At 63.5% G+C, this 22,121-nt stretch carries 20 protein-coding genes; 4 read left to right on the forward strand and 16 right to left on the reverse strand.

The window, feature by feature from the left end:
- Nucleotides 1-187: 187 nt before the first annotated feature.
- The 7 genes from ABB27_RS16745 to ABB27_RS16770 form a co-directional block, all read right to left on the reverse strand.
- Nucleotides 188-1,495 (reverse strand): septal ring lytic transglycosylase RlpA family protein, encoded by a 1,308-nt coding sequence (locus tag ABB27_RS16745; RefSeq protein WP_057630037.1) that lies wholly within the window; start codon nt 1,493-1,495, stop codon nt 188-190.
- Nucleotides 1,492-2,628: a lytic murein transglycosylase B gene (gene mltB, locus ABB27_RS16750; RefSeq protein WP_057630039.1), complete on the reverse strand. Its 1,137-nt coding sequence runs from the start codon at nt 2,626-2,628 to the stop codon at nt 1,492-1,494. Before mltB ends, ABB27_RS16745 begins: the two co-directional genes overlap by 4 nt.
- Nucleotides 2,629-2,958: 330 nt before the next feature.
- Nucleotides 2,959-3,417, reverse strand: a complete 459-nt coding sequence (locus tag ABB27_RS16755) for a hypothetical protein (RefSeq protein ID WP_152984646.1) — start codon at nt 3,415-3,417, stop codon at nt 2,959-2,961.
- 34 nt (nt 3,418-3,451) lie between these two features.
- Complete coding sequence (locus ABB27_RS19800; protein WP_152984647.1) at nt 3,452-3,724, reverse strand: hypothetical protein; 273 nt, start codon at nt 3,722-3,724, stop codon at nt 3,452-3,454.
- Between the two features lie 162 nt (nt 3,725-3,886).
- The gene (locus ABB27_RS16760) at nt 3,887-4,663 is read right to left on the reverse strand and encodes a hypothetical protein (protein WP_057630043.1); all 777 of its coding nucleotides are present in this window, start codon (nt 4,661-4,663) and stop codon (nt 3,887-3,889) included.
- Nucleotides 4,660-5,955 (reverse strand): N-acetylmuramoyl-L-alanine amidase, encoded by a 1,296-nt coding sequence (locus ABB27_RS16765; protein WP_057630044.1) that lies wholly within the window; start codon nt 5,953-5,955, stop codon nt 4,660-4,662. Before ABB27_RS16765 ends, ABB27_RS16760 begins: the two co-directional genes overlap by 4 nt.
- A gap of 3 nt (nt 5,956-5,958) precedes the next feature.
- Complete coding sequence (locus ABB27_RS16770) at nt 5,959-6,240, reverse strand: hypothetical protein (RefSeq protein ID WP_057630047.1); 282 nt, start codon at nt 6,238-6,240, stop codon at nt 5,959-5,961.
- 48 nt (nt 6,241-6,288) lie between these two features.
- Here ABB27_RS16770 and ABB27_RS16775 point away from each other — a divergent pair, with 48 nt between their 5' ends.
- Entirely contained in the window at nt 6,289-7,014 is a 726-nt protein-coding gene (locus ABB27_RS16775) for a hypothetical protein (protein WP_152984648.1), read from the forward strand.
- A gap of 361 nt (nt 7,015-7,375) precedes the next feature.
- Here ABB27_RS16775 and rodA read toward each other — a convergent pair whose 3' ends face one another.
- The 5 genes from rodA to ABB27_RS16800 all read right to left on the reverse strand — a co-directional run bounded on the left by rodA (nt 7,376) and on the right by ABB27_RS16800 (nt 13,397).
- A complete protein-coding gene (gene rodA / locus ABB27_RS16780; protein ID WP_057630051.1) occupies nt 7,376-8,482 on the reverse strand; it encodes a rod shape-determining protein RodA in 1,107 nt (368 codons plus the stop codon).
- A complete protein-coding gene (gene mrdA, locus ABB27_RS16785; RefSeq protein WP_057630054.1) occupies nt 8,479-10,575 on the reverse strand; it encodes a penicillin-binding protein 2 in 2,097 nt (698 codons plus the stop codon). The genes rodA and mrdA overlap by 4 nt, the downstream gene beginning before the upstream one ends.
- 3 nt (nt 10,576-10,578) lie before the next feature.
- Nucleotides 10,579-11,064, reverse strand: a complete 486-nt coding sequence (gene mreD / locus ABB27_RS16790; protein WP_057630056.1) for a rod shape-determining protein MreD — start codon at nt 11,062-11,064, stop codon at nt 10,579-10,581.
- A complete protein-coding gene (gene mreC / locus ABB27_RS16795) occupies nt 11,061-12,194 on the reverse strand; it encodes a rod shape-determining protein MreC (RefSeq protein ID WP_083491364.1) in 1,134 nt (377 codons plus the stop codon). Before mreC ends, mreD begins: the two co-directional genes overlap by 4 nt.
- A gap of 156 nt (nt 12,195-12,350) precedes the next feature.
- Complete coding sequence (locus ABB27_RS16800; protein WP_017355500.1) at nt 12,351-13,397, reverse strand: rod shape-determining protein; 1,047 nt, start codon at nt 13,395-13,397, stop codon at nt 12,351-12,353.
- 273 nt (nt 13,398-13,670) lie between these two features.
- On the opposite strand from ABB27_RS16800, the gene ABB27_RS16805 reads away from it, so the two are divergent.
- Entirely contained in the window at nt 13,671-14,603 is a 933-nt protein-coding gene (locus tag ABB27_RS16805) for a carbohydrate kinase family protein (RefSeq protein WP_057630058.1), read from the forward strand.
- A gap of 289 nt (nt 14,604-14,892) precedes the next feature.
- On the opposite strand, the gene ABB27_RS16810 is transcribed toward ABB27_RS16805, so the two are convergent.
- From ABB27_RS16810 to ABB27_RS16820, 3 genes are all read right to left on the reverse strand, one after another.
- Complete coding sequence (locus ABB27_RS16810) at nt 14,893-15,462, reverse strand: HAD family hydrolase (protein WP_057630067.1); 570 nt, start codon at nt 15,460-15,462, stop codon at nt 14,893-14,895.
- Nucleotides 15,463-15,527: 65 nt separating this feature from the next.
- Nucleotides 15,528-16,262, reverse strand: coding sequence for a hypothetical protein (locus ABB27_RS16815; RefSeq protein ID WP_057630060.1), 735 nt, complete (start codon nt 16,260-16,262; stop codon nt 15,528-15,530).
- A gap of 118 nt (nt 16,263-16,380) precedes the next feature.
- Nucleotides 16,381-17,427: an MBL fold metallo-hydrolase gene (locus tag ABB27_RS16820; protein ID WP_057630069.1), complete on the reverse strand. Its 1,047-nt coding sequence runs from the start codon at nt 17,425-17,427 to the stop codon at nt 16,381-16,383.
- 132 nt (nt 17,428-17,559) lie between these two features.
- Between ABB27_RS16820 and ABB27_RS16825 the strand changes: the two genes are divergently transcribed.
- Together ABB27_RS16825 and ABB27_RS16830 are read left to right on the forward strand one after the other, a co-directional pair.
- Nucleotides 17,560-18,186, forward strand: a complete 627-nt coding sequence (locus tag ABB27_RS16825; protein ID WP_057630063.1) for a TetR/AcrR family transcriptional regulator — start codon at nt 17,560-17,562, stop codon at nt 18,184-18,186.
- A gap of 143 nt (nt 18,187-18,329) precedes the next feature.
- Nucleotides 18,330-19,643, forward strand: coding sequence for an acetamidase/formamidase family protein (locus ABB27_RS16830; protein WP_211263730.1), 1,314 nt, complete (start codon nt 18,330-18,332; stop codon nt 19,641-19,643).
- A 310-nt stretch (nt 19,644-19,953) separates the two neighbouring features.
- Here ABB27_RS16830 and ABB27_RS16835 read toward each other — a convergent pair whose 3' ends face one another.
- Nucleotides 19,954-21,906 (reverse strand): M1 family metallopeptidase, encoded by a 1,953-nt coding sequence (locus tag ABB27_RS16835; protein WP_057630065.1) that lies wholly within the window; start codon nt 21,904-21,906, stop codon nt 19,954-19,956.
- Nucleotides 21,907-22,121 lie beyond the last annotated feature (215 nt).

Consider the following 22,121-nt stretch of genomic DNA (forward strand, 5'->3'; position numbering starts at 1 on the left):
GCGTGGGCGTCGGCGTTGGGGTGGGCGTCTGGGCGGAGGCCAGACCCACAACGAGCGTGGTGGCCAGAGCGGCGGCGGCAAAACGGAATTTCATCGGAAAACGGTTCCTGATGGACGAGGAAGAAAAATTCGGGAGGTCATTGTAGGGCGACGCCAGCCACGTGGCGGCACCCCGGTATGGCTGGGGTTAATCGCGAACCACTTGCGGCAGGCCAAATCCCAGACCGGCAATACGTCCGGCAAGTTCCGAGGCGCTGCTGCTGTCGCTTGCCGGCACCCGCAGGCGCCACAAGGTACGCCCGCCACTGACTATGTCACTGAGGCTGGCACCAACGATACCCGCCGACGACAGCTGGCCCAGGGCGCGGGCGGCGTTGTCACGGCTGGAGAAACTGGCCACCTGCAGCAGGATCGAGCCCAGTGCGCGCGCGGCCGGGTCAGCCGGCACGGTTTTCGGCGGCGGGCCGGCGGCAGCCCTCGCCGCTGCACCCGCAGCCGAAGCCGTGGGCGGGGTGAACTGCAGCAACTCCGAGGCAGCCGGCAGTGCCTGCACGCTCACCGGTGCTGGCGCCGGGCCGGCAGCGGTGGTCGTGGCCGGGCGACCGGTGGCCACGCGCACGCCGTTGTCCTTCATCCAGGTCTCGAAATGATCGGCATTGCTCGCCACCGGGCGGGCCGGTGCGGCAGGCAGCTTCTCGACCAGCTGGTCCATGCGACTGGGCGTCACCCGTGCGGCCGGCGCAGCGGCAGCCACGGTCGCCGCAGCGCGCTCGCGACGGCCGCGGCGGCTGTCGGCGGACGCCTGCAGGTTCTCGCTGCCGGGAGTCAGGCCATGCACCTCCACCCGGCCGGTGCCACGCTGGGTGATACCCAAGCGCACCGCAGCGGCGTAGCTGAGATCGATTACCCGCCCTTCGTGGAACGGGCCACGGTCATTGACCCGCACGATCACCGACTCGCCATTGTCCAGGTTGGTCACCCGCGCAAAGCTGGGCAGCGGCAAGGTCTTGTGCGCGGCGGTGAAGGCATACATGTCGTACACCTCGCGGTTGGAGGTGAGCCGGCCGTGGAACTTCTGTCCGTAATACGAGGCGGTGCCCTGCTCAACATAGCGGTCGACGCGGTCCATCACCTGGTACTGCTTGCCCAGCACCGTATACGGCGATTTATTGCCCACCGCCGAACGCGGCTCATTGGTCACCAGCGGCTCGGGGATGCAATTCACGTTCGGCACGTAGTCGGGCGTGGTGTCGTTCACCCCGGGCTTGTACAGGCCGCCTGCGGTGTAGTTGCCGCGCGTGGACAGGTCTTCCTGCGCCTTCGCATAGGGCGAGCCCTCCGGGCATTCACCACGTCCGCCGCCATGTCCCTGCACCACCGTCGTCGGCCGCGGCGAGGTACCGCCGCCGTTGGCCGATGCGGTTTTCTTGGGAGCGCTGCTGCAGGCGGCCAGCCCGAGCACGATCAACGCAGGGACCAGCCACTTGGTGTTCATGCCGGGGGGAGCTCCTTGCCGGCGATGGCCTGGGAAAGCTGGAACACGGCCATCGCATACATTTTGGAGATGTTGTAACGGGTGATTGCGTAGTAGTTCTGGAAGCCCAGCCAATACTGCTTGCCGTCACTGCCTTCCAGGGTCACCGGGGTGGCCTTGGCGTTGACCGCACGCACCGGCGTGACCGGCTGATAGCCGCGTGCGGCCAGCTCGGTGACCGTATAGGTCGGGGTCCAGTCGGTGGGGTTGAACTCCTCGAAACCGGCCTGCAGCGTGGCCGGCACTGCCACCGTGCCACCTCGGATCCAGCCGCCCTTCTTGACGAAGTAATTGGCGATGGACGAGAACACATCGTCGTAGCTGTTGAACAGGTCACGGCGGCCGTCGCCATTGCCGTCCACCGCGTAATCCAGATAGCTGGACGGCATGAACTGGCCCATGCCCATCGCCCCGGCATAACTGCCCTTGAGCGTGTTGATATCGAGTTTTTCCAGCGCGCTCAGCTCGAACAGCTTGGCCAGCTCGTCACGGAAGAACAGCTCGCGGCGCACTTCGCGCTCCAGCTTGGCCGGGTCGCCGCTGCGCGGATATTTGAACGCCAGGGTGTACAGCGCATCCAGCACGCGGTGGTTGCCGGCATTGCGGCCGTAGCTGGTTTCCACACCGATGATGGAGACGATCACTTCAGCCGGCACGCCGGTACGTTCCTGCACGCGCATCAGCTCATCGCGGTGCTGGGCCAGAAAGTTGCGGCCGCCGTCGATGCGCGCCTGGGTGATGAACATCGGCCGGTATTCATTCCACGGCTTGACCCGCTCGGCCGGACGCGACATCGCCGCGATGATCGGCTCGCGGATCTGCGCCTGGGCCAGGGTGGCCTGGATATAGGCCGGGTCGATCCGGTACCTGGCGGCCGTGTCACGCACGAAATTGGCGCGCGCGGTTTCGAACGGCACCGGGGTCAGGTCGACCGGCGGCAAGGCCGCCTGTGCCTCGGGTACGGCTTCGGCCGGGCCGCTGCTCGGCTTGACCGGAGTTTCCGCCGGGGCCGGCAGGGGTGCAGGAGACTTCGGCTGGGTTGCGCAGGCAACCATGCCGAGGGTGAGGCAACAAACCAGGGCGCGTCTAATCATCGGGCGAGATTAGCAGGTCAAAGATGAATTTCCATCAATAAGACCATGAATCACAACAGGATTGAAGCGCTTGGCCCTTGCCTGCGACTGCCTTTGAAGGTGAATGCGCCAGACAGTTGGCCAACTGTCCAATGCACGGCCATTGGCTCCCAAGTGGAACGCTGCCCCTCCGTCCCGCCCGGAGTAGCACCACGCCAGTGCTGTCCATGGGCCTACCCTTGGTCCGTGGCTGCCACGGCCGGATCAGCCCGATGGCGCTGCAGTTCTTCTCATGGCTGCAGCACCGACTCCCGGCGTCTCGGGTGGGGAGATCCCAGCGAGCGCTGCGGGTCAGGGCTCGAAAAACGGAATGATCTTCGCACCAGACCTTACGGTATAAGAAGAATCCATAATAAGCAGACGGCCTTCAGAATTCTCAGAAATATTGAGAGGGCGCGGCAATGCTCCGTCAATCTCGGCGCGCGTCGTTGTTCCGCTGGAAATGGTGTAGATGTAGATCAGCGTATCGCGGGGCGGAAGCGAATCCTTTTCGGAAAGGGTCATCCCCACCCCCGGGTCCAGTGAAGGAAGGTCGGCCTGCCCGATCAGGTGATCATCGTCAAGAATGAACCAACTGAATCCAGTCGCATCCTCGAATCCATCAGGTTGTATCGGCGGCCTGGCGATATCTTCGAATGATTCAGTGGAAGCAATCGCATACTCCGCATCGCCGAAATAGATAAGAACCCATTTTTTATTTTTACTTATTCTGAAACTGACAATTGTCCTCCCCTCGGGAGCGGACCTCATTATCTTGCGATTTTGATCAAGTATCCGTGCGTGCTTATACGGTGACCCGACCAGCATAAATGGAAATTGCCCGCCCGGTCTCGATGGCACCTCCTCCGCTGGCACCGTTGTCAGCCGATAGCGAACTGCCCGCTGCTCCGTCGGCGACGTCGATGTTGCGACGGGGGGGCTCAGCAGATGACGCCGCCACCGCGACCGCTTCGGATGTGCAACCCGTCACGAGAACCGCGCCAAACAGGATCAGGCAAAGCAGCACCCGGCTACTGTGAAAGAGTGCGTTTGTCCGCAATAGGTGTAGCTGCTTCATTGATTCATCCTTAAATCTCCAAGCAATACGTCGGCGACGGCATCGCAGATGCTCCGACCGACTACTGCAACCCGGATAGGCCCCCGCTCTTTCCAGAAAAGTCGGCGACGCATAACGCTCGGGCACGCACGAAAGCATAAAACCGCGGTCTTCGGACCGGGATCAAGGCTCCGGAATCAGAATGATCTTCGCGCCAAACTCTTCGAGATCATCAAAACTCAAAATAAGCAGACGGCCTTCAGGATTTTCAGAAATGCGGAAGGGGCGCGGCAATGTTCCGTCAATCTCGGCGCGCGTCGTTGTTCGGCTGGAGAGGGTGTAGATATAAATCAGCGTATCCCGGGGCGGAAGCGAATCCTTTTCGGAAAGGGTCATTCCCACCCCCGGGTCCAGTGAAGGAAGGTCGGCCTGCCCGATCAAGTGATCATCGTCGTAAATGACCCAATAAATAACAGTTGCATCATCGAAACCATCGGGGAATCTCGGCGGCTTGGCGACGTTTTCGAATGCTTTGGCTAGTGATTCAGCAGAAGCAATTGCATACCCCGCTTCGCCGATATCGACCAAAGCCCATTTCCGACCCGGGCTGACTTTAGCATCAGAAATCCTGCCCGATGGGGAACCAGACCTTATCACGCCCAGATTGTGTTTAATGATCCGCTCGCGCTCAGGCCCAGACCCGACCAGCATGACTGGCAACTCTCCTAACCGTCGCGGTGCTACCTCGTCCACTGGCACACCTGTCAGCCGATAGCGAACTGCCCGCTGGTCCGTCGGCGATGGCGATGTTGCGAGGGGGGACTCAGCAGGTGACGCCGCCACCGCCACCGCTTCGGATGTGCAACCCGTCACGAGAACCGCAGCAAACAGGATCAGGCAAAGCAGCACCCGGCTGCTGTGAAAGAGTGCGTTTTCCCGCAATAGGCGTAGCTGCTTCATTGATTCATCCTCAAATCTTCAAGCAATGCCCCGGCGACGGCATCGCAGATATCCTGCCTGACCTGCTCGTAACCCTCATCGATGCTGAGCAGCCTGTCGACGCTCTCGTTATCGATGAACTCCACCTCCAGGAGTGCTGCGCGCAAGGGGTGATAGACGGTGGTATTCCCCAACGACTTATCACTTAAAACCGCAAGATCCCTTTCAGATTTGATCCCCCGATTCCTTGCCCCGGTGTCATGCGCGAGAATTGCGTTGTATGCCGCGTCATTCACTCTTTGCGCCAACGCGGTGTCCTCATCAAAGTTCACGTTGGTAGCGCGAGGGCGGACCAATGTCTCGGTGCCTCTTGCCACCGTATTTGCGCCATTGAAATGGATGCTCAGCAGAATATCGGCGCCCTTGTTCCGGCCCACAAATGCACGTTCTTCTCCGCTTTTGTTTTCGTCGCCGGGTCGCGTCAAGTGAACCCGCAGGTTCTGATTCTCCCCGACGCGCAGCGCGCGCAATGCCGTTCTGGTCCGCAGGCCGAAATCAAGCGTCAGTTCTTTTTCCAGAACGCGGCTGGTGTGGGATGTCGCATTGTTGGCCGAGGAGCCAGCCTCATTGCCCACGCCCCCATGCCCAGGGTCGATCACGATGATGCCCGGCACTTCCAGGTCGATCAGCTCGACTGCTGCAGCCTCGCCCTCCAACTGCACGCTGATGCGCGCGGCATTGAACGCGACGGGCGGCAGGTTGATGCGGATGGCGGTGTGGCCGGTATCGTCTACGGTGGTGGTTGCCTGCTCCTGACTGAGGCGAGTAAACCCGGTGGCGGTGAACTCGGCTGGCGTCTCGAAGCGGTCACGGTGCACCACTGCTGCCTGCGCCCAATCGCCGCGAAAAACAGCGACGGCTGCCTCCTCGCCTTCTGCCACCGGGCGCACAAACAACGGCGCCATCGTCCATGTCACCGTCTTGCCTGCGTGGTGATTGTCGGGATGGCCTTCGCTCCAGATGCGAATCTTCAGCTCGCGGTGTGCGATACGGTCGGTCGAGGGCTCGACCTTGACCATAGGATGTTTATGCGGGGTCGCCTGCGGCTCAGTTGAGCCTTCGATTGCCACACGGTCTGCGTCTGCCTCGCTATCTTCCTCGAAGATTTCCGGTGCAAGCGCAATGGCGTCGATATGCAGCACGTTCTCTGGCCTTTCGACCCGAACTTCCCTGCGCGCCGTCCTGGATAGGGGCGAGGTGGTGGAATCGGCAATGCGACGAAAGATGTGCTGGGCAATGGGGACGATGATCATCGGCTAAACCCCCTTCACTTCCAAAGACAGCACTTCGGAGGTTGCTGTTTTCACAACCTGCGTACGCCCCAACTTATCGGTGATGCCGTCCAGATAGCTGCCGTCCTCGAGCAGGATGCGATAGAACACATTGGGCAGAGGCTCGCCGCTTGTCTTGTCCTTCAGCACAAACGCTTCGTCGAACAGCTTTGGCCGGGTGTCCGGCAACTTTGGCAGCTCAGTTACCCTGAACTCGCCCTGCAGAAACGCGTGATCGCTGGCCTTGACGATGAAGTTGCCGGGCATGTCATAGTTCCTTTATATACGATGTACTTTCCATGGAGATTTGCAGCAGTGACGCTGATCATCGCCGCCGACACGCAGGATCATCTAATCCTTGCCGGGGATCATTGCGCAGTATTGACGCGGCAGTCAAACCAAAGCGCACCGGAATATACATTCACCAATTACCGTAAGGTTTATCCGTGGAAATACGGTGCTTTCACCGCTTCCGGCGATGTTTTTCTGAAGACTATTTTTTTGAGATGTTTCTTAAAGTGCGTGAAAGATGGCGGCCCCATAGATCTGGCGCAGGTTGCCAAAACTGCCAAACAGATGCGTACAAACAGCGGTGTCCCACCTGACGTCTCCACCGGAAATATCTTCTTCACCGCACCTGGGCGCGAAGGGCTTCAGCTGCACTGCGTGTCGGTCACAACAGGCCGCATCCTTTGCGAGATCATCAAACCTTTCACCACGCAGTTTTCGTCCGCAGACAAGCTGCTTGAACAGGCCGAATACGATGCATTCAACAAGCAACTGCGCCCGGCGTTCTTCTTTGATGATATCCAAGCATTTCATCGCCACCACCTTGATCTGCTGACCGCTTTTTTTGCGAGCTACAGCGCGGGCGATGCGCGGGTAACGGCATCGTTTGACGTGTGCATGCTGGACAAGAAAACCGGTGCAGGGATGTTCTGGCATGTAGCGGAACCGCCAAAACAGCTTGCCTATATCCATCTTTCCGAAGATGAGAGCGATGCCGGCCCCGGGTATCCCACGTTGGGTGCATGGACATGAATCCGCCGGCAGGTTTGCCGCGCCAGTGACGGCCGCCAGCCGTGCAGAAAGGACGCTTGGCAGCGCCGGCGACGGCTTCACAAGCGGCGCTCCAAAAAAAGAACGCCGGCCATCTCCCCATCCCGCTGAGATGACCGGCGCTCGCATCGGCCGCTGGAGGATCCGGAATGACGGCTCCCCCCGTCATTCCGCCAGTTGCCGACCTGCCAACTGCCCCATACGGTGAGCTGGCTGTCACAGCGCGGACAGCGCGCCGGTGACGGGGCGTAGTGTGAAGGTTTGGTGAAGGCAGGTGTTTGATCTGGATCAAAGCTCGCAACATTGCATGAGATGAATCTGCAATGCGCGCAACAGCGTTGCGCTAGCCGCCGTGCACCGGCCGGTGCGCGCGTACCGCCATCACCAGGCCGAAACCGGCCAGCAAGGACACCGCCGAGGTGCCGCCATAGCTGATCAAGGGCATCGGCACACCCACCACCGGCAGCAGGCCGGAAATCATGCCGCCGTTGACCAGGATGTAGACGAAGAACGCCAGGCCGGTCGCACCGGCCAACAGCCGCGAATAGGTGTCGCGCGAGTCCACCGCGATCCACAGACAGCGGCCGATCACAAACAAGTACAGCGCCAGCACCACCGCCACGCCGACCCAGCCGTATTCCTCGCTGAGCACGGAGAAGGCGAAGTCGGTGGTCTGCTCGGGGATGAAGTTCAGGTGTGACTGCGAACCCAGCCCCCAGCCCTTGCCGGTGAAGCCGCCCGAGCCAATGGCGATCTTGGACTGGATGATGTTCCAGCCGGCGCCCAGCGCATCGCTCTCCGGGTCCATGAACATCATGATGCGGTCCTTCTGGTAGGGCCGCAGCAGCCAGAACCAGGCCACCGGCGCAGCAGCGGCAACGCCGCCCACGCCCACGCCCACCCACCACCACGGCAGGCCGGCCAGCAGCAGCACGAAAGCGCCGCTGGCAGCAATCAGCACGCCGGTGCCGAAGTCCGGCTGCAGCATCACCAGTCCGGTCGGCACACCAATGATCACCGCTGCCACCAGCACCACCGGAATGCGCGGCGGCAAGGGCATGCGGTTGAGGTACCAGGCCACCATCATCGGCAGGCTGACCTTGAGCAGCTCGGCCGGCTGCAGGTAGAACAAGCCCAGGTTCAACCATTGCCGCCCGTACTTGCCGGTGCCCAGCACGAACACCGCCAGCAGCGGCAGCATGGAGATGGCATAGATCATCGGCGTCCAGGCGCGGATGCGCAGGATCGACACCCGCGCGATCGCCCACATCGCCACCAGGCCCACCGCAAAACGTGCGCCCTGCGCCATCACCAGGCCACTGCCACCGGCGCTGTCCAGCACCGACAGACCAATCGCCATCAAGGCCAGCAAGGCAAACAGCAGTGGCCAGTCCAGGCCGCGGCTGAGCCGCTGGCCCATCTCCAATGCCCAGCGCAGGAAATCCCTCATCGACGTACCTCGGTTGCCGCCGCTGCCGGCGTGGGACCACGGGCGGCGCCCGGGGCGACCGCCGGCAGCGCATCGGGTGCGGCCGGTAGTGGCGCACCCGGAACAGGCGCAGGCGTGCCGACCATCACCGGCAGATCGGCGAACTGCGGCGCAACCTGCTCACCGCGCGCACGCCAGCTGGCATCTTCGGTATCGAACGTCGCCACACCCACCGCCACCGTGCCACGCTCGGCATCCAGCGGCTGCAGGCCTTCGGGCATTACCCCGAGCAGCCAGGCATCAAATACCTTGCGCGCGATCGGGGCGGCCGCCGAACCACCATAACCGCCGCCTTCCACGGCGATGGCGATGGCAATCACCGGTTCTTCGGCCGGGGCGAAACCGACAAACAGCGCGCGATGGCGCAGGTGCATCGGCAGGCTGCGCGGGTTCAATGCCGCCGTGCCCTTGCGGCTGATGACCTGTGCGGTACCGGTCTTGCCAGCCATGCGGTACTGCGCACCGGCCGCGGACCGCCAACCACTGCCGCCGGGCTGCATGGTGCCCATCATGCCCTCGCGCACCACCTGCACATTGGCCGGATTCGGGCTGATCGGCCGGCTCGCCGGCTGCTGGGTGGGCATCCAGTCGTGATCGAAACCGGCACGCTGTTCCATCACCAGATGCGGCGTGCGCAGCTGCCCGGTCGCCAGGCCACCGACGCCGCGTACCAGCTGCAGCGGCGTTACTTTCCACAGCCCCTGGCCGATGCTGGCGTTGACCGTGTCGCCGGGATACCAGCGCTCCTTGTTGGCTTTGAGCTTGGCCGCCGGCGACGGCAGAATGCCGCCGATCTCGCCGGCCAGGTCGATGCCGGTGGGCTGGCCGAAACCGTAGCGCCCGCCCATGTATTCGTCATAGCGCTCGATGCCCATGTCGATACCGAGCTGGTAGTAATAGGTATTGACCGACTGCGTGATCGATTTACGCAGGTCGGTCCAGCCATGGCCACCGCGGTTGGCATCGCCCCAGCCACGGCTCACCCCCGGCAGGTAGAACATACCGCGCGACAGGATCTTGTCTTCGGGCCGGCGCAGGCCGCTGTCCAGGCCGGCCAGGCCGAGGAAGGGCTTCACCGTCGAACCCGGCGCCACGCCGCCCAACACCAGGCGGTTGAACTGCGGCCGCGAGGGGTTCTCGTTGAGCATCTTGAAATCGGCGTGGGAAATGCCGTTGACGAACAGATTGGGGTCGAACGACGGCAGACTGACCATGGCCAGGATCTCGCCGGAGCGCGGATCGATCGCCACCGCCGAGCCCTCCTGCTCACCGAAGGCCGCCACCATGGCGCGTTGCAGGTCAGCATCGATGGACAGGCGCAGATCGGTGCCCGACTGCGCCGGCACACGCCCAACCGTGCGGATCGCACGGCCCTGCACATTGGTCTCGACCTGCTCGTAGCCGATCTTGCCGCGCAGCTGGGTTTCGTAGAAACGCTCCAGCCCGGACTTGCCGATATGAGTCAGCGCCGCATTGCCCTCGCCCAGCTCTTCCAGGTCCTTGTCATCGACCCGGCCGACGTAGCCGATGATGTGGCCGAACAGATCGCCGTAGGGATAGCGCCGGGTCAGATACGGTTCCAGTTCCACGCCCGGGTAGCGCCAGCGGTCCACCGCAAAGCGTGCCATCTCCTCGTCGCTGACGCGCAGCTTCAAGGTCACTGGCATGAAGCCGCGGCGCGCCTTGCGCGACTGCTTGAAGCGCTCGATGTCCTCCTCGCTGAGCGAGAAGATCTTCTGCAGCCCCGCCAAGGTGGCGTTCATGTCCTGGACTTTGTCGGCGGTGACATCCAGACGGAAGGCCGGCACGTTCTCGGCCAGCAGGCGGCCGTTGCGGTCATAGATCAGGCCGCGCCCGGGCACCACCGGCCGCGCCTTGATGCGGTTGGCTTCGGAGCGGGTAGCGTAGATGTCGTGGTCCAGCACCTGCAGCTTGAAATACCAGGCACCCAGAAAACCCAGGCACAGCACCACGCCGAGGAAGCCGATCGCGGCGCGGCGGCGGAACTGCTCGGCCTCGGCATGGGGATTCTTGTTCTGGCGGCGCGAAGCCATGCGTCAGCGTCCGCGCTTGCCCAACCGCACCGCATCCAGCAGCACATACAGCGGCAGCCACAAGGCCATGCCCAGCAGCGGTGCCACCCAGTAACTCCATGGCAGCAGCGGCTCGCCCACCAGCAGGTGGATGGCAGCGTCGATCACGCGGTCATTGAACAGCAGCCCGCCCATCGCCAGCGCCTGCTGCGACAGCGGGAAGAAGCGGATGCGCGCGCGGAAGCGCTGCAGGATGAAGGCCATCACCACCAGCCGCAGGGCCTGCTCGCCGAGAATGCCGCCAAACATCACATCAGCCAGCAGGCCGATGCAGAACGCAAAGCCCAGCCCGACCTTGTCCGGGGTTTCGATCACCCAGTAAGCCAGCACCAGCGCCAGCCAATACGGGCGTGCCGGCAGCAACAGTTCCGGCAGCGGGATCAAGGCCAGCAGCAAGGCCAGTACGAAACTGACCGGCATTACCCAGCCCTTGGTGCGCAGACGACTCATGGGCGCACCTGTGGCGGGTTGGGGTTGTCGCCAGTCACCGGCGTTGCCGGCGCGGGCGCCTCGCCGACCGGCACTGCCGCTGGCGTTGATGCAGCGCGTTCAACAGCTGATGCTGCGGTTACTGGTGTGTTGACCGATGCCTGCGGCGCCGGAACAACCTGGTCTGCGGCCGGATCGGCAGCCGGAACATGCGCCGCTGCCGCCGCCATGCGGTTGCCCGGGGCAGCCGCAGGCGCGGCCGTCGTCGCTTCCCCGGGCAGATAGCTTTCACTGCTGTCCGGCAATTGCGGCAGAGCCGGCACCGAGCGCAGCAACAGCACATTGCGGCCGCGGTCCAGCTTGGCCGCCGGTTCCAGCTCGCCCACCAGGAAGGCGTGGGTATCGTCCGGACGCAGCTTGAGGATCTTGCCGACCGGGAAACCGGCCGGAAAACGCCCACCCAGGCCGGAAGTGACGATCTCATCGCCCACTTCCACGCCCGCGCTGAGCGGAATATCGCGTAGTTCCAGACGGTCGCCGCGCCCGTAAACGATCAGCCGCACACCGTTGCGCGCCACTGCCACCGGCACCGCATGGTCCGGATCAGTCAGCAACAGTACGGTCGAATGGGCCGGCGTCACCGCGATCACCTGGCCCATCAGGCCACCGGCATCGATCACCGCCTGGCCCACATGCACGCCAGCGCGGCTGCCCGAATCCAGCACCAGACGCTGCTTGACCGGATCCAGGTCGATGTCGAGGATCGGCGCCAGCTGCACGTCCAGGCCATTGCGCTCGGCCACGTTGAGCAGTTCGCGCAGCTGTGCGTTGTCCAGCGCGGCGGTCTGCAACCGGGTCAGACGCGCATTGGCGATCAGCAGCTGGTTGCGCAGCTCGCGGTTTTCATTGACCAGCTGGTTATGGCTGGCGGCGTTGTCCTTGACCGAGGCACCGACCCGGCCCGGCACACCGGCCAGCGCCCAGATCGGCTGCACCAGCACATTGGCCTGGGCGCGCAGACGCGACATCCAGCCGCCCTGGTCATCCAGCACGATCAAGGTGATTGCCAAGGCCAGGTACGCCAGCAAGCGTAGCGTGCTGCTGGCATCCCCTTGACGGGAGGCTACGGGAGGACCGGCGTAAGGGGGCACGACAGAAGGCTGGGAAAGGGAAATGAAGAATCGGGAATGGAAACGGCGCGACAGGCGTCACGCCGATGGAGCGCAGTAGCGGGCGCTGGAAAGTGGACCACGGTGCGGCAAAGCCTGCCCCCCATTGTCGATTCCCCCGCCCCCCTGCCCTGCGGATTACTCCGGCGCAAAGAACTCGTTGCCGTGCATGTCCACCAGCTCCAGCGCACGACCGCCACCGCGGGCTACGCAGGTCAACGGATCGTCGGCCACCTGCACGTGCAGGCCGGTTTCTTCGGAGATCAGGCGGTCCAGGTCACGCAGCAGGGCGCCACCACCGGTCAGCACGATGCCGCGCTCGGCGACGTCGGCGCACAGTTCCGGCGGGGTCTGTTCCAGCGCAAGCTTGACCGCCGAGACGATGCCCGACAGCGGCTCGTGCAGGGCTTCGAGCACCTCGTTGGAGCTGATCTTGATCATCTTCGGCACGCCCTCGGCGAGGTTACGGCCGGAGATTTCCATCTCGATCACTTCCGCCTGCGGGTAGGCGCAGCCCAGCTCGACCTTGATGCGCTCGGCGGTGGCTTCACCGATCAGCATGCCGTGGTTGCGGCGCACGTAATTGGTGATGGACTCGTCGAAACGGTCGCCACCGATACGCACGGACGCCGAGTAGACGATGCCGTTCAGCGAGATGACTGCCACTTCGGTGGTGCCGCCGCCAATATCGATGACCATCGAACCGCGCGCCTCGGTGACCGGCATGCCGGCACCAATGGCAGCGGCCATCGGCTCTTCGATCAGGAACACATCACGTGCACCGGCCTCTTCGGCCGATTCCTTGATGGCGCGGCGCTCCACCTGGGTGGAGCCGGCCGGCACGCACACCAGCACGCGCGGGCTGGGGCGCAGGAAGCGGGATTTGTGCACCTTCTTTATGAAGTGCTTGAGCATCGCCTCGGTATAGGTGAAGTCGGCGATGACGCCATCCTTCATCGGGCGGATGGTGGTGATATGGCCCGGGGTACGGCCGAGCATCTGCTTGGCCTCGGCGCCGACGGCAGCCACCGAGCGGGTGCCACCGATGGCACGGTCCTGGCGCACGGCCACGACCGACGGCTCGTTCAGCACAATGCCCTGGCCGCGAACATAGATAAGGGTGTTGGCCGTGCCCAGGTCAATGGACAGGTCATTGGAGAACATGCCACGCAGCTTCTTGAACATCTGGGAAGTGATCCTGACGGGTGTCGTGCCCACGCCGGTTGGCGAAAAAATGGGCAGAAAATGAGGGCAGTTAGCCTATCAACCCACCCCCGCCCGAGCAAGGAAAATCCTAGGGAATTCTGGGCTTTCGGCCACGCCGGGCAGCTGCGGTACATCCTTGGTTGTGGCCGTGGGCCGCCGCAGCCGGTAACCTTACGCACTTTGGCGCGCAGTCGCGCCGGTCCGCCTGCGCGTGCGCGGCGGCACTTCCCTTTACGTATAGGCCTGTTAGCAATGTCCGCTTTGATCTGTGGTTCCCTTGCCTTTGACACCATCATGGTGTTCCCGGACCAGTTCAAGAACCACATCCTGCCGGACAAGGTGCACATCCTGAACGTGTCGTTCCTGGTGCCGCGCATGCGTCGCGAACTGGGTGGTTGTGCAGGCAACATCGCCTACAACCTGAAGCTGCTGGGCGGCAGCCCGATCCCGATGGGTACCGTGGGCCAGGATTTCGGCCCCTATCGCGAGCACTTCGAGCGCATGGGAATCGACCTGAGCCAGGTGCGGGTGCTGGAAGACATGTTCACCCCGCAGTGCTTCATCACCACCGACCACGACAACAACCAGATCACCGCCTTCCACCCGGGCGCGATGATGCGCTCGCACGACAACCACGTGCGTGACGTACCCGGCGTCACCTTCGGCATCGTTGCCCCGGACGGCCGCGAAGGCATGATCCAGAATGCGGCTGAATTCGTGGAATGCGGCATCCCCTTCATCTTCGACCCGGGCCAGGCGCTGCCGCTGTTCAATGGCCCGGAGCTGCGCGAGTTCATCGAGCAGGCCGACTACGTGGTGGTCAACGACTACGAGTCCAACCTGCTGCAGCAGCGCACCGGCTGGAGCGAGACCGACATCGTGTCGCGGACCAAGGCCTACATCACCACCCAGGGCCCGCGCGGCGCGATCATCCACACCCCGGAAAAGACCTTCGACATTCCGCCGGCGCACGAGCGCCGCGTGGTCGACCCGACCGGTTGTGGCGACGCCTTCCGCGCCGGCCTGATCTTCGGCATCGAGAAGGGCATGGACTGGCTGACCGTAGGCCGCATGAGCAACCTGATGGGCGCGCTGAAGGTGGAGCACCCCGGCACCCAGAACCAGCGCTTCGACTTCGCCGAGTTCAACGACCAGTTCAAGCAGCAGTTCGGCTACAGCCTCTAAGAAAAACGGCGCCACAAGGCGCCGTTTTTTTATCCCCGATGTAGTGCCGAGCCATGCTCGGCAGAGGCTCTACAAGCAAACCCAACTGTAGTGCCGAGCCATGCTCGGCAGAGGCCCTACAAGCAAACCATCAGCTGCACGGCAATGTAGGAGCGGCGTAAGCCGCGAAGCTCACACACCTCCAGCTCGCGCAATCACCCTGCAACCGAGCATTGCCAGCTTCGCGGCTTACGCCGCTCCTACAACAACAGGCTTTATCGGTAACGCCTCAGCCGAGCATGGCTCGGCTCTACAGGGACGCTGCGGCCTGCCACTGCTGCAACAACTGCGCACAATCACGCAGCTGCCATTGCGCCATGCCCGGCCAGCTATCTTCCGGCATGTTGATCAGGATCCCGGGCACGCCGGCCGCCTTGGCGGTGGCCAGATCGTAGTAATGGTCGCCGACCATGCGCATCGTCGCAGGCGCCACCTCCCAGCGCGCAGCAAAATACTGCAGGCCGGCCGGCGACGGCTTGGGTTCCACTTCCCAACGGCCCACGATCTCCCCGGCCGCAAAACAATCCGCCAGGCCAATCGCTGCCAGGGTCACTTCGGCCAGCTCACGCGCATTACGGGTAAGAATGCCCAGCCGGCAACCGTCGGCATGCAGCGCGCGGATCAGGGCCACCGCCCCAGCTGCCGCAATCGACCCTTCCGCCAACGCGCGCTCATGCTGCAGCAGCCAGGCATGGCTGTCGGCGGCCTGCTGGGGAGGCAGCGCGGCCAGGTGCTGCAGGATGTCGGTACCGGGCGGAATCTGCAGCTCGCGCCGGATCAACTCGAAATCATGCACCGGCTCGGTCAGGGTGCCATCCATGTCGAACACCCAATGGCGGCTGGCGGCGACGTCGCAACGCCCCGCCGCATCAGCGAGCACCGGCCTCAATCCCAGTTCGGCATCTGGCTGCCATCCAGCCCACCGACCTCGAACACTGCCTTGCGGGTGCCACCGGCCTGCACCGGGAATTCAATCTCGACGACCTTGGCCTTGCGCACCTGCCGCCACAGCCCACGGTTGTCGTCGATGAACATGGCGATGGCCTCGTCGGTATCCGGGCGATGGGCGGCCATGTTACGGGCCGGTGCGCCATCCACGCTGACCTTGACCTGGCAGCCGCGGTAACAGGCCTTGGCGAAGTCGCTGGACTGCAGCACCAGATAGGCGTGCCGCTTCCACTCCGGATGATCACGGAACACCAGGTTCACCTGCTTGGCGCCGCTGCTGTCCACTTCCACGCGGTCCTTGCTGTAGATCGCCGCCGAGCGCTGCGTGCCCCCCTTCACCGGCACCTGGTTGTAGTTCCACAGGGCCTGCATGCGGCGCAGTTCGCTGGCGGCGGCAGCCTTCTCCCTGACCTCGGCAAAGCCCGGCTCGATACGCTGCGCGGTTGCCGAATCCGGGAACTGATCGAGCAGCGCGGCGCCATGGATGCGCGCCTTCTCCCAATCGGTGGCGGTGATGGCGGCGTCATAGAGCTTGCCGATACCTTCGGCATCGGCCTCGCGCTTGGCACGCTCCTGCGCCGCGGCGGCTTCCTGCTGCTGGCGCTCGGCCTCCGGGTTGCTGCAAGCGGCCAGGGCAAAGACGCATACCGCGCCGAGGATCAAGGGTTTCATCAAACAGCTCCAGTGGACGGGGCGCGGATGGGCGCGCGACATCGATCACTTTAGAACAAGTTGACGATTGACGATTGGCAGCGGGATGCGTTCTGCGCACGCAGGCCTGCGCCGGGCCTTACTGCCCGCCCAGCTCGGCCTGCCGCCACCACTGCGTTGAAGCCGCCGGCGCACGGATATCCAGGCGCTCGCCCATCTGCGGCGCGGTCAGCGTGACGCCCTGCTCCGCCGCCAATGCAGTAATCCGCTCGAACGGTTCGGTCCATGGATGCAGGGCCAGGTCAAAGGTGCCGTTATGGATCGGCATCATCACCTTGCCACGCACGTCCAGGTGCGCCTGCAGGCTCTGCTCGGGCTGCATGTGCACGTCCGGCCAATCGGCATCGTAGGCACCGGTTTCGACCATGGCCAAATCAAACGGGCCATAGCGCTCACCGATTTTTGCGAAGCCATCGAAGTAACCACTGTCACCGCTGAAGAAGATCCGCGTGTTGCCGGTATCGATCACCCACGATGCCCACAAGGTGCGGTTGCCATCGGACACGCCGCGGCCGGAGAAGTGCTGTGCCGGCGTTGCCGCAACCTTGACTCCTTCGACCCGCGTTTCCTGCCACCAGTCCAACTGGGTAATCTTGTCCGCCGGAATGCCCCAGCTGATCAAACGATCACCAACGCCCAGCGCGGTAACGAAGTGCCGCACCTTCGGCGCCAGCGCCAATACCGCGTCGTGATCGAGATGATCGTAGTGGTCGTGCGAGATGATCACACCGGTGATTTCTGGCAGCTCGTCGATCGACAAGGGCGGTGCATGGAAGCGCTTCGGCCCCATGAACGAAAAGGGCGATACGCGCTCGGAGAACACCGGATCGGTCAGCCAGAAATGGCCGTCCAGCTTCATCAGCATGGTCGAGTGACCCAGCCGCCACAGGCTGTCGTCCGGCGCGTCGAGCAACGCCTGCCGGGTCAATGCATGCACCGGAATCGCCACCCGCGGCGCGGCATCGGCCGGCTTGTCGAACAGGAAGCGCCACCACACCTTGGCACCGCGCACGAAACCCAGCGGAACCTTCTTGACCGGGTTGTGGAAGCGGCCATCGCCGTATTGCGGCGACTGGTCATAGGAAGCGGCAGGATGCGCACCGCAGGTCAGCAGGCCAATGGACATGGCAATCAGCACCGTCATAAGAAGGAGGAAACGAGGCAGGCGACGCTTCATGGCTGGGGTCGCCGCTGAAAGTACACCGACGAGTCTACTTCCATTTTCCGGAAAGTAAACTGAACGGTGTAAAATGACCAGATGACCGACCACCAGCGCCCGCCCCGCCTGACCGACCGCAAGCGCGAAGCCATCCTGCGCGCGGCCGTGGCCGAGTTCCGCGAACTGGGCTTTGCCGGCACGAGCATGGACCGCATCGCAGCCACCGCCGAGGTGTCCAAGCGCACGGTCTACAACCACTTCGCCAGCAAGGACGAGCTGTTCACCGCCATCCTCTGGCAGCTGTGGGAAGCCAGCCAAGCGCTGGATGCCCCCGGCTACGACCCGGCCCGTCCCCTGCGTGAGCAGTTGTTGGCCTTCGTCGCACAGAAACTGCACTTGCTCAGTGACCCCAACTTCATCGATCTGTCGCGGGTAGCCATGGCCGAACTGGTGCATGCACCCGAGCGGGCACGGGTGATGATGGACAAGCTGGCCGAGAAGGAAGAAGGCCTGACCAGCTGGATCCGCGCCGCACAGGCCGATGGCCGCCTGCGCGATGACATCGCCCCGGCCGAGGCCGCCCATCAGCTGCAGGGCATGGTCAAGGCGTTTGCGTTCTGGCCACAGATCGCAATGGGCGCCGCGCCCTTGGACGCGGCTGCGCAGCAGCGGGTGATGCACGACTGCGTGGACATGTTCCTGGCGCTGCGCGCGCTCAAGGCCTGAGTGCAGCGCGGGACCGGCATCAGTAAACCGCCCCGGCAGCCGAACTGACTACAGGTGTCGTTACGTTTGACACTGCGCCGGCGACATAAGCATTCGTAGACTCTGCGAACACGCCCATCGGGCCCTTCGCAGACACACGCAACGTGCGCACTTCACTGAAATTGTCTTCGCTGTTGTTGTTTGTGCTCCCGCTCAATGCCCTCGCCGCCGATCAATGGATCCTGGCCACCGACCTGTGGGGCAACAGCGCCCAGCAGACCTTGAATCTGGACGTGCAGGGCACGCGTGTCAGCGGAACATTGGGCGGTGACCCGATAAGCGGCAGCTTGAACGGCGCGCAGTTGAAGTTCACCGCAACCGGCAGCGACGGCCAGGTCTATCACTACGATGGCCGCATCGATGGCGAGCGCATGCAGGGCCGCAGCGACGAGCCAGACACCAACAATCGCAGCGCGCGTGCAGCACACACATTCAGCGCATGGCGGGTGCCTACGCGAGCGGACAGCGCACCGCGCCTGCACCACTTCATGCCCACCGACTACTCCAACACCTTCAGTGCTGATCGCGCACCGGTGCTGGTGATCTGGCCGGGTGATTCGGTGCAGACCAAGACGCTGGATTCGGGCGGCGTCGACGAGAACGGCGTCACCCGCGCCTTGTTCGGCAACCCGCAGGTCGGCCCCTTTTTCGTCGCCGGTGCCGAGCCCGGCGACACCTTGGCGATCACGATCAGCGCGCTCAAGCTCAACCGCGACTACGCCGACAGCCTTGATGGCATCGTCGGCCGTTTGAAGACCCCGCGTATCGCCACCGAAACCGCGACGCTGGGCAATCCGGTGCGTTGGCAACTGGACCGCGTGCGTGGCGTGGCGCGGCCGCAAGGCGCCAGCGCTGCATTGAAGAACTTCGAAATCCCGGTCAAGCCAATGCTCGGCGGTCTCGCCGTTGCCCCCGAATTTGGTTACCCGCCCTTCTCCACCGGCGATACCGGCGACTTCGGCGGCAACATGGATTTCAACGCCGTGGTCGAAGGCAACACGGTATACCTGCAGGTGCAGCAGCCGGGTGCACTGCTCTATCTCGGCGATGGCCACGCCCTGCAGGGCGACGGTGAAACCAGCCAATGGGCGCTGGAAACCTCGCTGGATGTGGTGGTGAAGGTTGAACTGATCAAGAAGCACGCCATCGCCACACCGCGCGTGGAATCGCCCACGCAGATCATGACCCTGGGGCAAGCCGGCTCCAGCGACGACGCGCTGCGCCTGGCGACCTCGGGCATGCTGCAGTGGCTGCGCCAGTCCTATGCATTGGATATGTCGCAAGCCACCCAGGTACTCGGTGTGGCAGCGCAGTACAACGTGGTCAATCTGGCCGGTCGCAGCGTGGGCGTAGCGGCGAAGATCGACAAGGCGGTCCTGAAAGACCTGCCGCTTGCTGCGACAAAAAGCGACAACTGAGGGCGGTGATCGAAGTCTGATGGCGGCGACGGCGAAACCCGCGCCGGAAGCCGTCGTGCTCTGGCCCCTCGCACAAACTGTTCAACAAAGCCGCCACCCTGTAGTGCCGAGCCATGCTCGGCAGAGGCCTCACCGGTAGAGCCCCAGCCGAGCATGGCTCGGCTCTACAAAAAAAGCTCCGCGCTAACGGCCCCGGGTGCGCTGTGCTTACCCGGGCTACGGAACGTACGGAACTCCTTGCGTTCACGGCAACACAAAAACAAACGGCGAGCCGAAGCTCGCCGTTTGCGTTGAAGCATGCCGATGCCGATTACTGCTTCGGCGCAGCTTCCTGCTTCGGTGCGGCTTCGGCCTTGGCGATCATGTCTTCCACCGAGGCGGTGGTGATCGGGTGATAGCCCGGCTTGGCCTTGGCAAACACTTCCTTGGCGAAGGCCAGACCTTCCGGCGTCTTCAGCAGCTCGGCATAGATCGGCAGCACCAGCTTCCGGCGACCCACGCGCTGGATGAACTCGCCGGCAGCGGCCTGCGCATCGGTGTAGCCGCTGCGGATTGCCAGCGGGTACCAACGCATCGCGATCTCACCGTTCGGGGTACCGGTGAAGTGGTAACCCTTGTCCAGCACGGCCAGCTTCTCGATCGGCTGGGTTGCGCCCAGGCCGTCAATGAAGCGCACCCATTCCTGCGTGTTCCACTCGCGCGTTACCTGGTTGCTCGGCAGCGCGCTGCTACCCAGGAAGGCAATGCGTGCGGTGTCCACCACGGCGAAGTTGCGCGAACGGGCCTTGCTGGCGAATGCCGGAATACCCGGCTCTTCCAGCCATGCCTTCAATTCGGCATCGGTCACCGCCGAAGGATTCTTCGGCAGCAGGTTCTTCTTCATGTACTCGACGAACTGGTCGGTATTGGCGCTCTGGAACGCATGGTCGTTGAACCAGCCACGCAGGAACGGATCAAACACCGCACGACCAAAACGCTGCTCCAGGAACTGCAGGAACCATGCGCCCTTTACATAGGCCACGTTGCTCAGCGCTTCGTCCGGGTCACGCTCGTTCAGCGGCGGCAGTGCCAGTGCCTGGTCGGCCGGGCTCATGTCCTTCACTTCGTTGAGCAGATCGGTCTGGTCGATCTCGCGCTCCATCTCGGCCATCTCCGTGCCGTACAGCGCCTCGGTGATGCGGCCCTGCACGTAGGTGGTGAAGCCTTCGTTGAGCCAGATGTCCTTCCAGCTGGCGTTGGTCACCAGGTTGCCGGACCAGCTGTGGGCCAATTCATGCGCGACCAGCGACACCAGCGACTTGTCGCCGACAATGACGGTCGGGGTAGCGAAGGTCAGGCGCGGATTTTCCATGCCGCCGAACGGGAACGACGGCGGCAGCACCAGCATGTCGTAACGGCCCCAACGGTATTCGCCGTACAGGTTCTCCGCGGCACCGATCATCTTCTCGGTGTCTTCGAATTCCTTGGCGGCCTTGTTGACCATGGCCGGCTCGGCCCACACGCCGGAGCGCTCGGAGATCGGCTCGAACACCAGGTCACCGGCGGCGATGGCCAGCAGGTAGGACGGGATCGGCTGCGGCATCTTGAAGGCGTAATCGCCATCACGTGCGGCCTTGGGATCGTTGTCAGCGCTCATCAGCACCATCACGTCCGGGCGGCTGGTAACGTGCGCGCTATAGGTGAAGCGGACGCTCGGGGTGTCCTGCAGCGGCACCCACGAACGGGCGTGGATGGCCTGCGACTGGCTGAACATGAAGGGCAGTTTCTTGCCCTCGGTCATCGCCGGGTCCAGCCACTGCAGGCCGGAGGCGGTCGGCGCGGTGTGATAGGTGATGCGCACCGAGGTCGGCTGGTCCGGGGTTTCAATGCTCAGCTTGCTGCCGAACACCTTGTCGGCCGGCGCCAGCGCGAACTGCAGCGCAGTGGCGGTGCCATCGGCGGCCATGGCTTCAACCTTTTCAACGGTGAGCTCGCGGGTATCGAGCAGCAGCTGCTTGGCCGCCTTGTCCTTCCACTCCAGCGTATAGGTGGCGGTGCCGCCGATCTGCTTGGCGTCGAAATCGACCTTCAGATCCAGCGCCAGGTCCTTGATGACGACCTTGTCGGGTTCTGCGTAGGAGCTTTCATCGTGGCTGCGGCTGACGGTATTCACGGCGGCGGCGGGCTTCTGGGCGACGGGGTCGACGGTGGGAGCTGCAGGCTCCTTGGCACAGCCGGCGACAAGCGCCACGGCCAGGGGCAGCATCAGGAACGAAGAACGCATTGATCTGGAACCGGTTCAGGGGATAACTGCCGATTTTAAACCCGAAAGGCCGTGGCGGATGCGGCACTGCGGCAAGCGGCGGTTACGGCAAGGTCTGGGCGCGAAAAGTGCGGGTTATCGTCATTCTTGTGAACGCGGGGGATGGTCCTACGCCGTGGCAGCGTTGTTCGTATTGGTTTGCATCCGATCAGGAGCAAAGCACCCCTCCCAACCCT

It is taken from the genome of Stenotrophomonas terrae (assembly GCF_001431465.1).
Classification (GTDB): domain Bacteria; phylum Pseudomonadota; class Gammaproteobacteria; order Xanthomonadales; family Xanthomonadaceae; genus Stenotrophomonas; species Stenotrophomonas terrae.

Excerpts from the sequence above, each read along its gene's own strand:
- rodA (WP_057630051.1), bottom strand. The coding sequence starts at position 8,482 with ATGAGGGATTTCCTGCGCTGGGCATTGGAGATGGGCCAGCGGCTCAGC.
- ABB27_RS16760 (WP_057630043.1), bottom strand. The coding sequence starts at position 4,663 with ATGAAGCAGCTACGCCTATTGCGGGAAAACGCACTCTTTCACAGCAGC.
- ABB27_RS16745 (WP_057630037.1), bottom strand. The coding sequence starts at position 1,495 with ATGAACACCAAGTGGCTGGTCCCTGCGTTGATCGTGCTCGGGCTGGCC.
- ABB27_RS16755 (WP_152984646.1), bottom strand. The coding sequence starts at position 3,417 with ATGAGGTCCGCTCCCGAGGGGAGGACAATTGTCAGTTTCAGAATAAGT.
- ABB27_RS16825 (WP_057630063.1), top strand. The coding sequence starts at position 17,560 with ATGACCGACCACCAGCGCCCGCCCCGCCTGACCGACCGCAAGCGCGAA.
- ABB27_RS19800 (WP_152984647.1), bottom strand. The coding sequence starts at position 3,724 with ATGAAGCAGCTACACCTATTGCGGACAAACGCACTCTTTCACAGTAGC.
- ABB27_RS16770 (WP_057630047.1), bottom strand. The coding sequence starts at position 6,240 with ATGCCCGGCAACTTCATCGTCAAGGCCAGCGATCACGCGTTTCTGCAG.
- ABB27_RS16835 (WP_057630065.1), bottom strand. The coding sequence starts at position 21,906 with ATGCGTTCTTCGTTCCTGATGCTGCCCCTGGCCGTGGCGCTTGTCGCC.
- mltB (WP_057630039.1), bottom strand. The coding sequence starts at position 2,628 with ATGATTAGACGCGCCCTGGTTTGTTGCCTCACCCTCGGCATGGTTGCC.
- ABB27_RS16800 (WP_017355500.1), bottom strand. The coding sequence starts at position 13,397 with ATGTTCAAGAAGCTGCGTGGCATGTTCTCCAATGACCTGTCCATTGAC.
- ABB27_RS16805 (WP_057630058.1), top strand. The coding sequence starts at position 13,671 with ATGTCCGCTTTGATCTGTGGTTCCCTTGCCTTTGACACCATCATGGTG.
- ABB27_RS16765 (WP_057630044.1), bottom strand. The coding sequence starts at position 5,955 with ATGATCATCGTCCCCATTGCCCAGCACATCTTTCGTCGCATTGCCGAT.
- mreD (WP_057630056.1), bottom strand. The coding sequence starts at position 11,064 with ATGAGTCGTCTGCGCACCAAGGGCTGGGTAATGCCGGTCAGTTTCGTA.
- ABB27_RS16820 (WP_057630069.1), bottom strand. The coding sequence starts at position 17,427 with ATGTCCATTGGCCTGCTGACCTGCGGTGCGCATCCTGCCGCTTCCTAT.
- ABB27_RS16810 (WP_057630067.1), bottom strand. The coding sequence starts at position 15,462 with ATGGATGGCACCCTGACCGAGCCGGTGCATGATTTCGAGTTGATCCGG.
- ABB27_RS16815 (WP_057630060.1), bottom strand. The coding sequence starts at position 16,262 with ATGAAACCCTTGATCCTCGGCGCGGTATGCGTCTTTGCCCTGGCCGCT.
- mrdA (WP_057630054.1), bottom strand. The coding sequence starts at position 10,575 with ATGGCTTCGCGCCGCCAGAACAAGAATCCCCATGCCGAGGCCGAGCAG.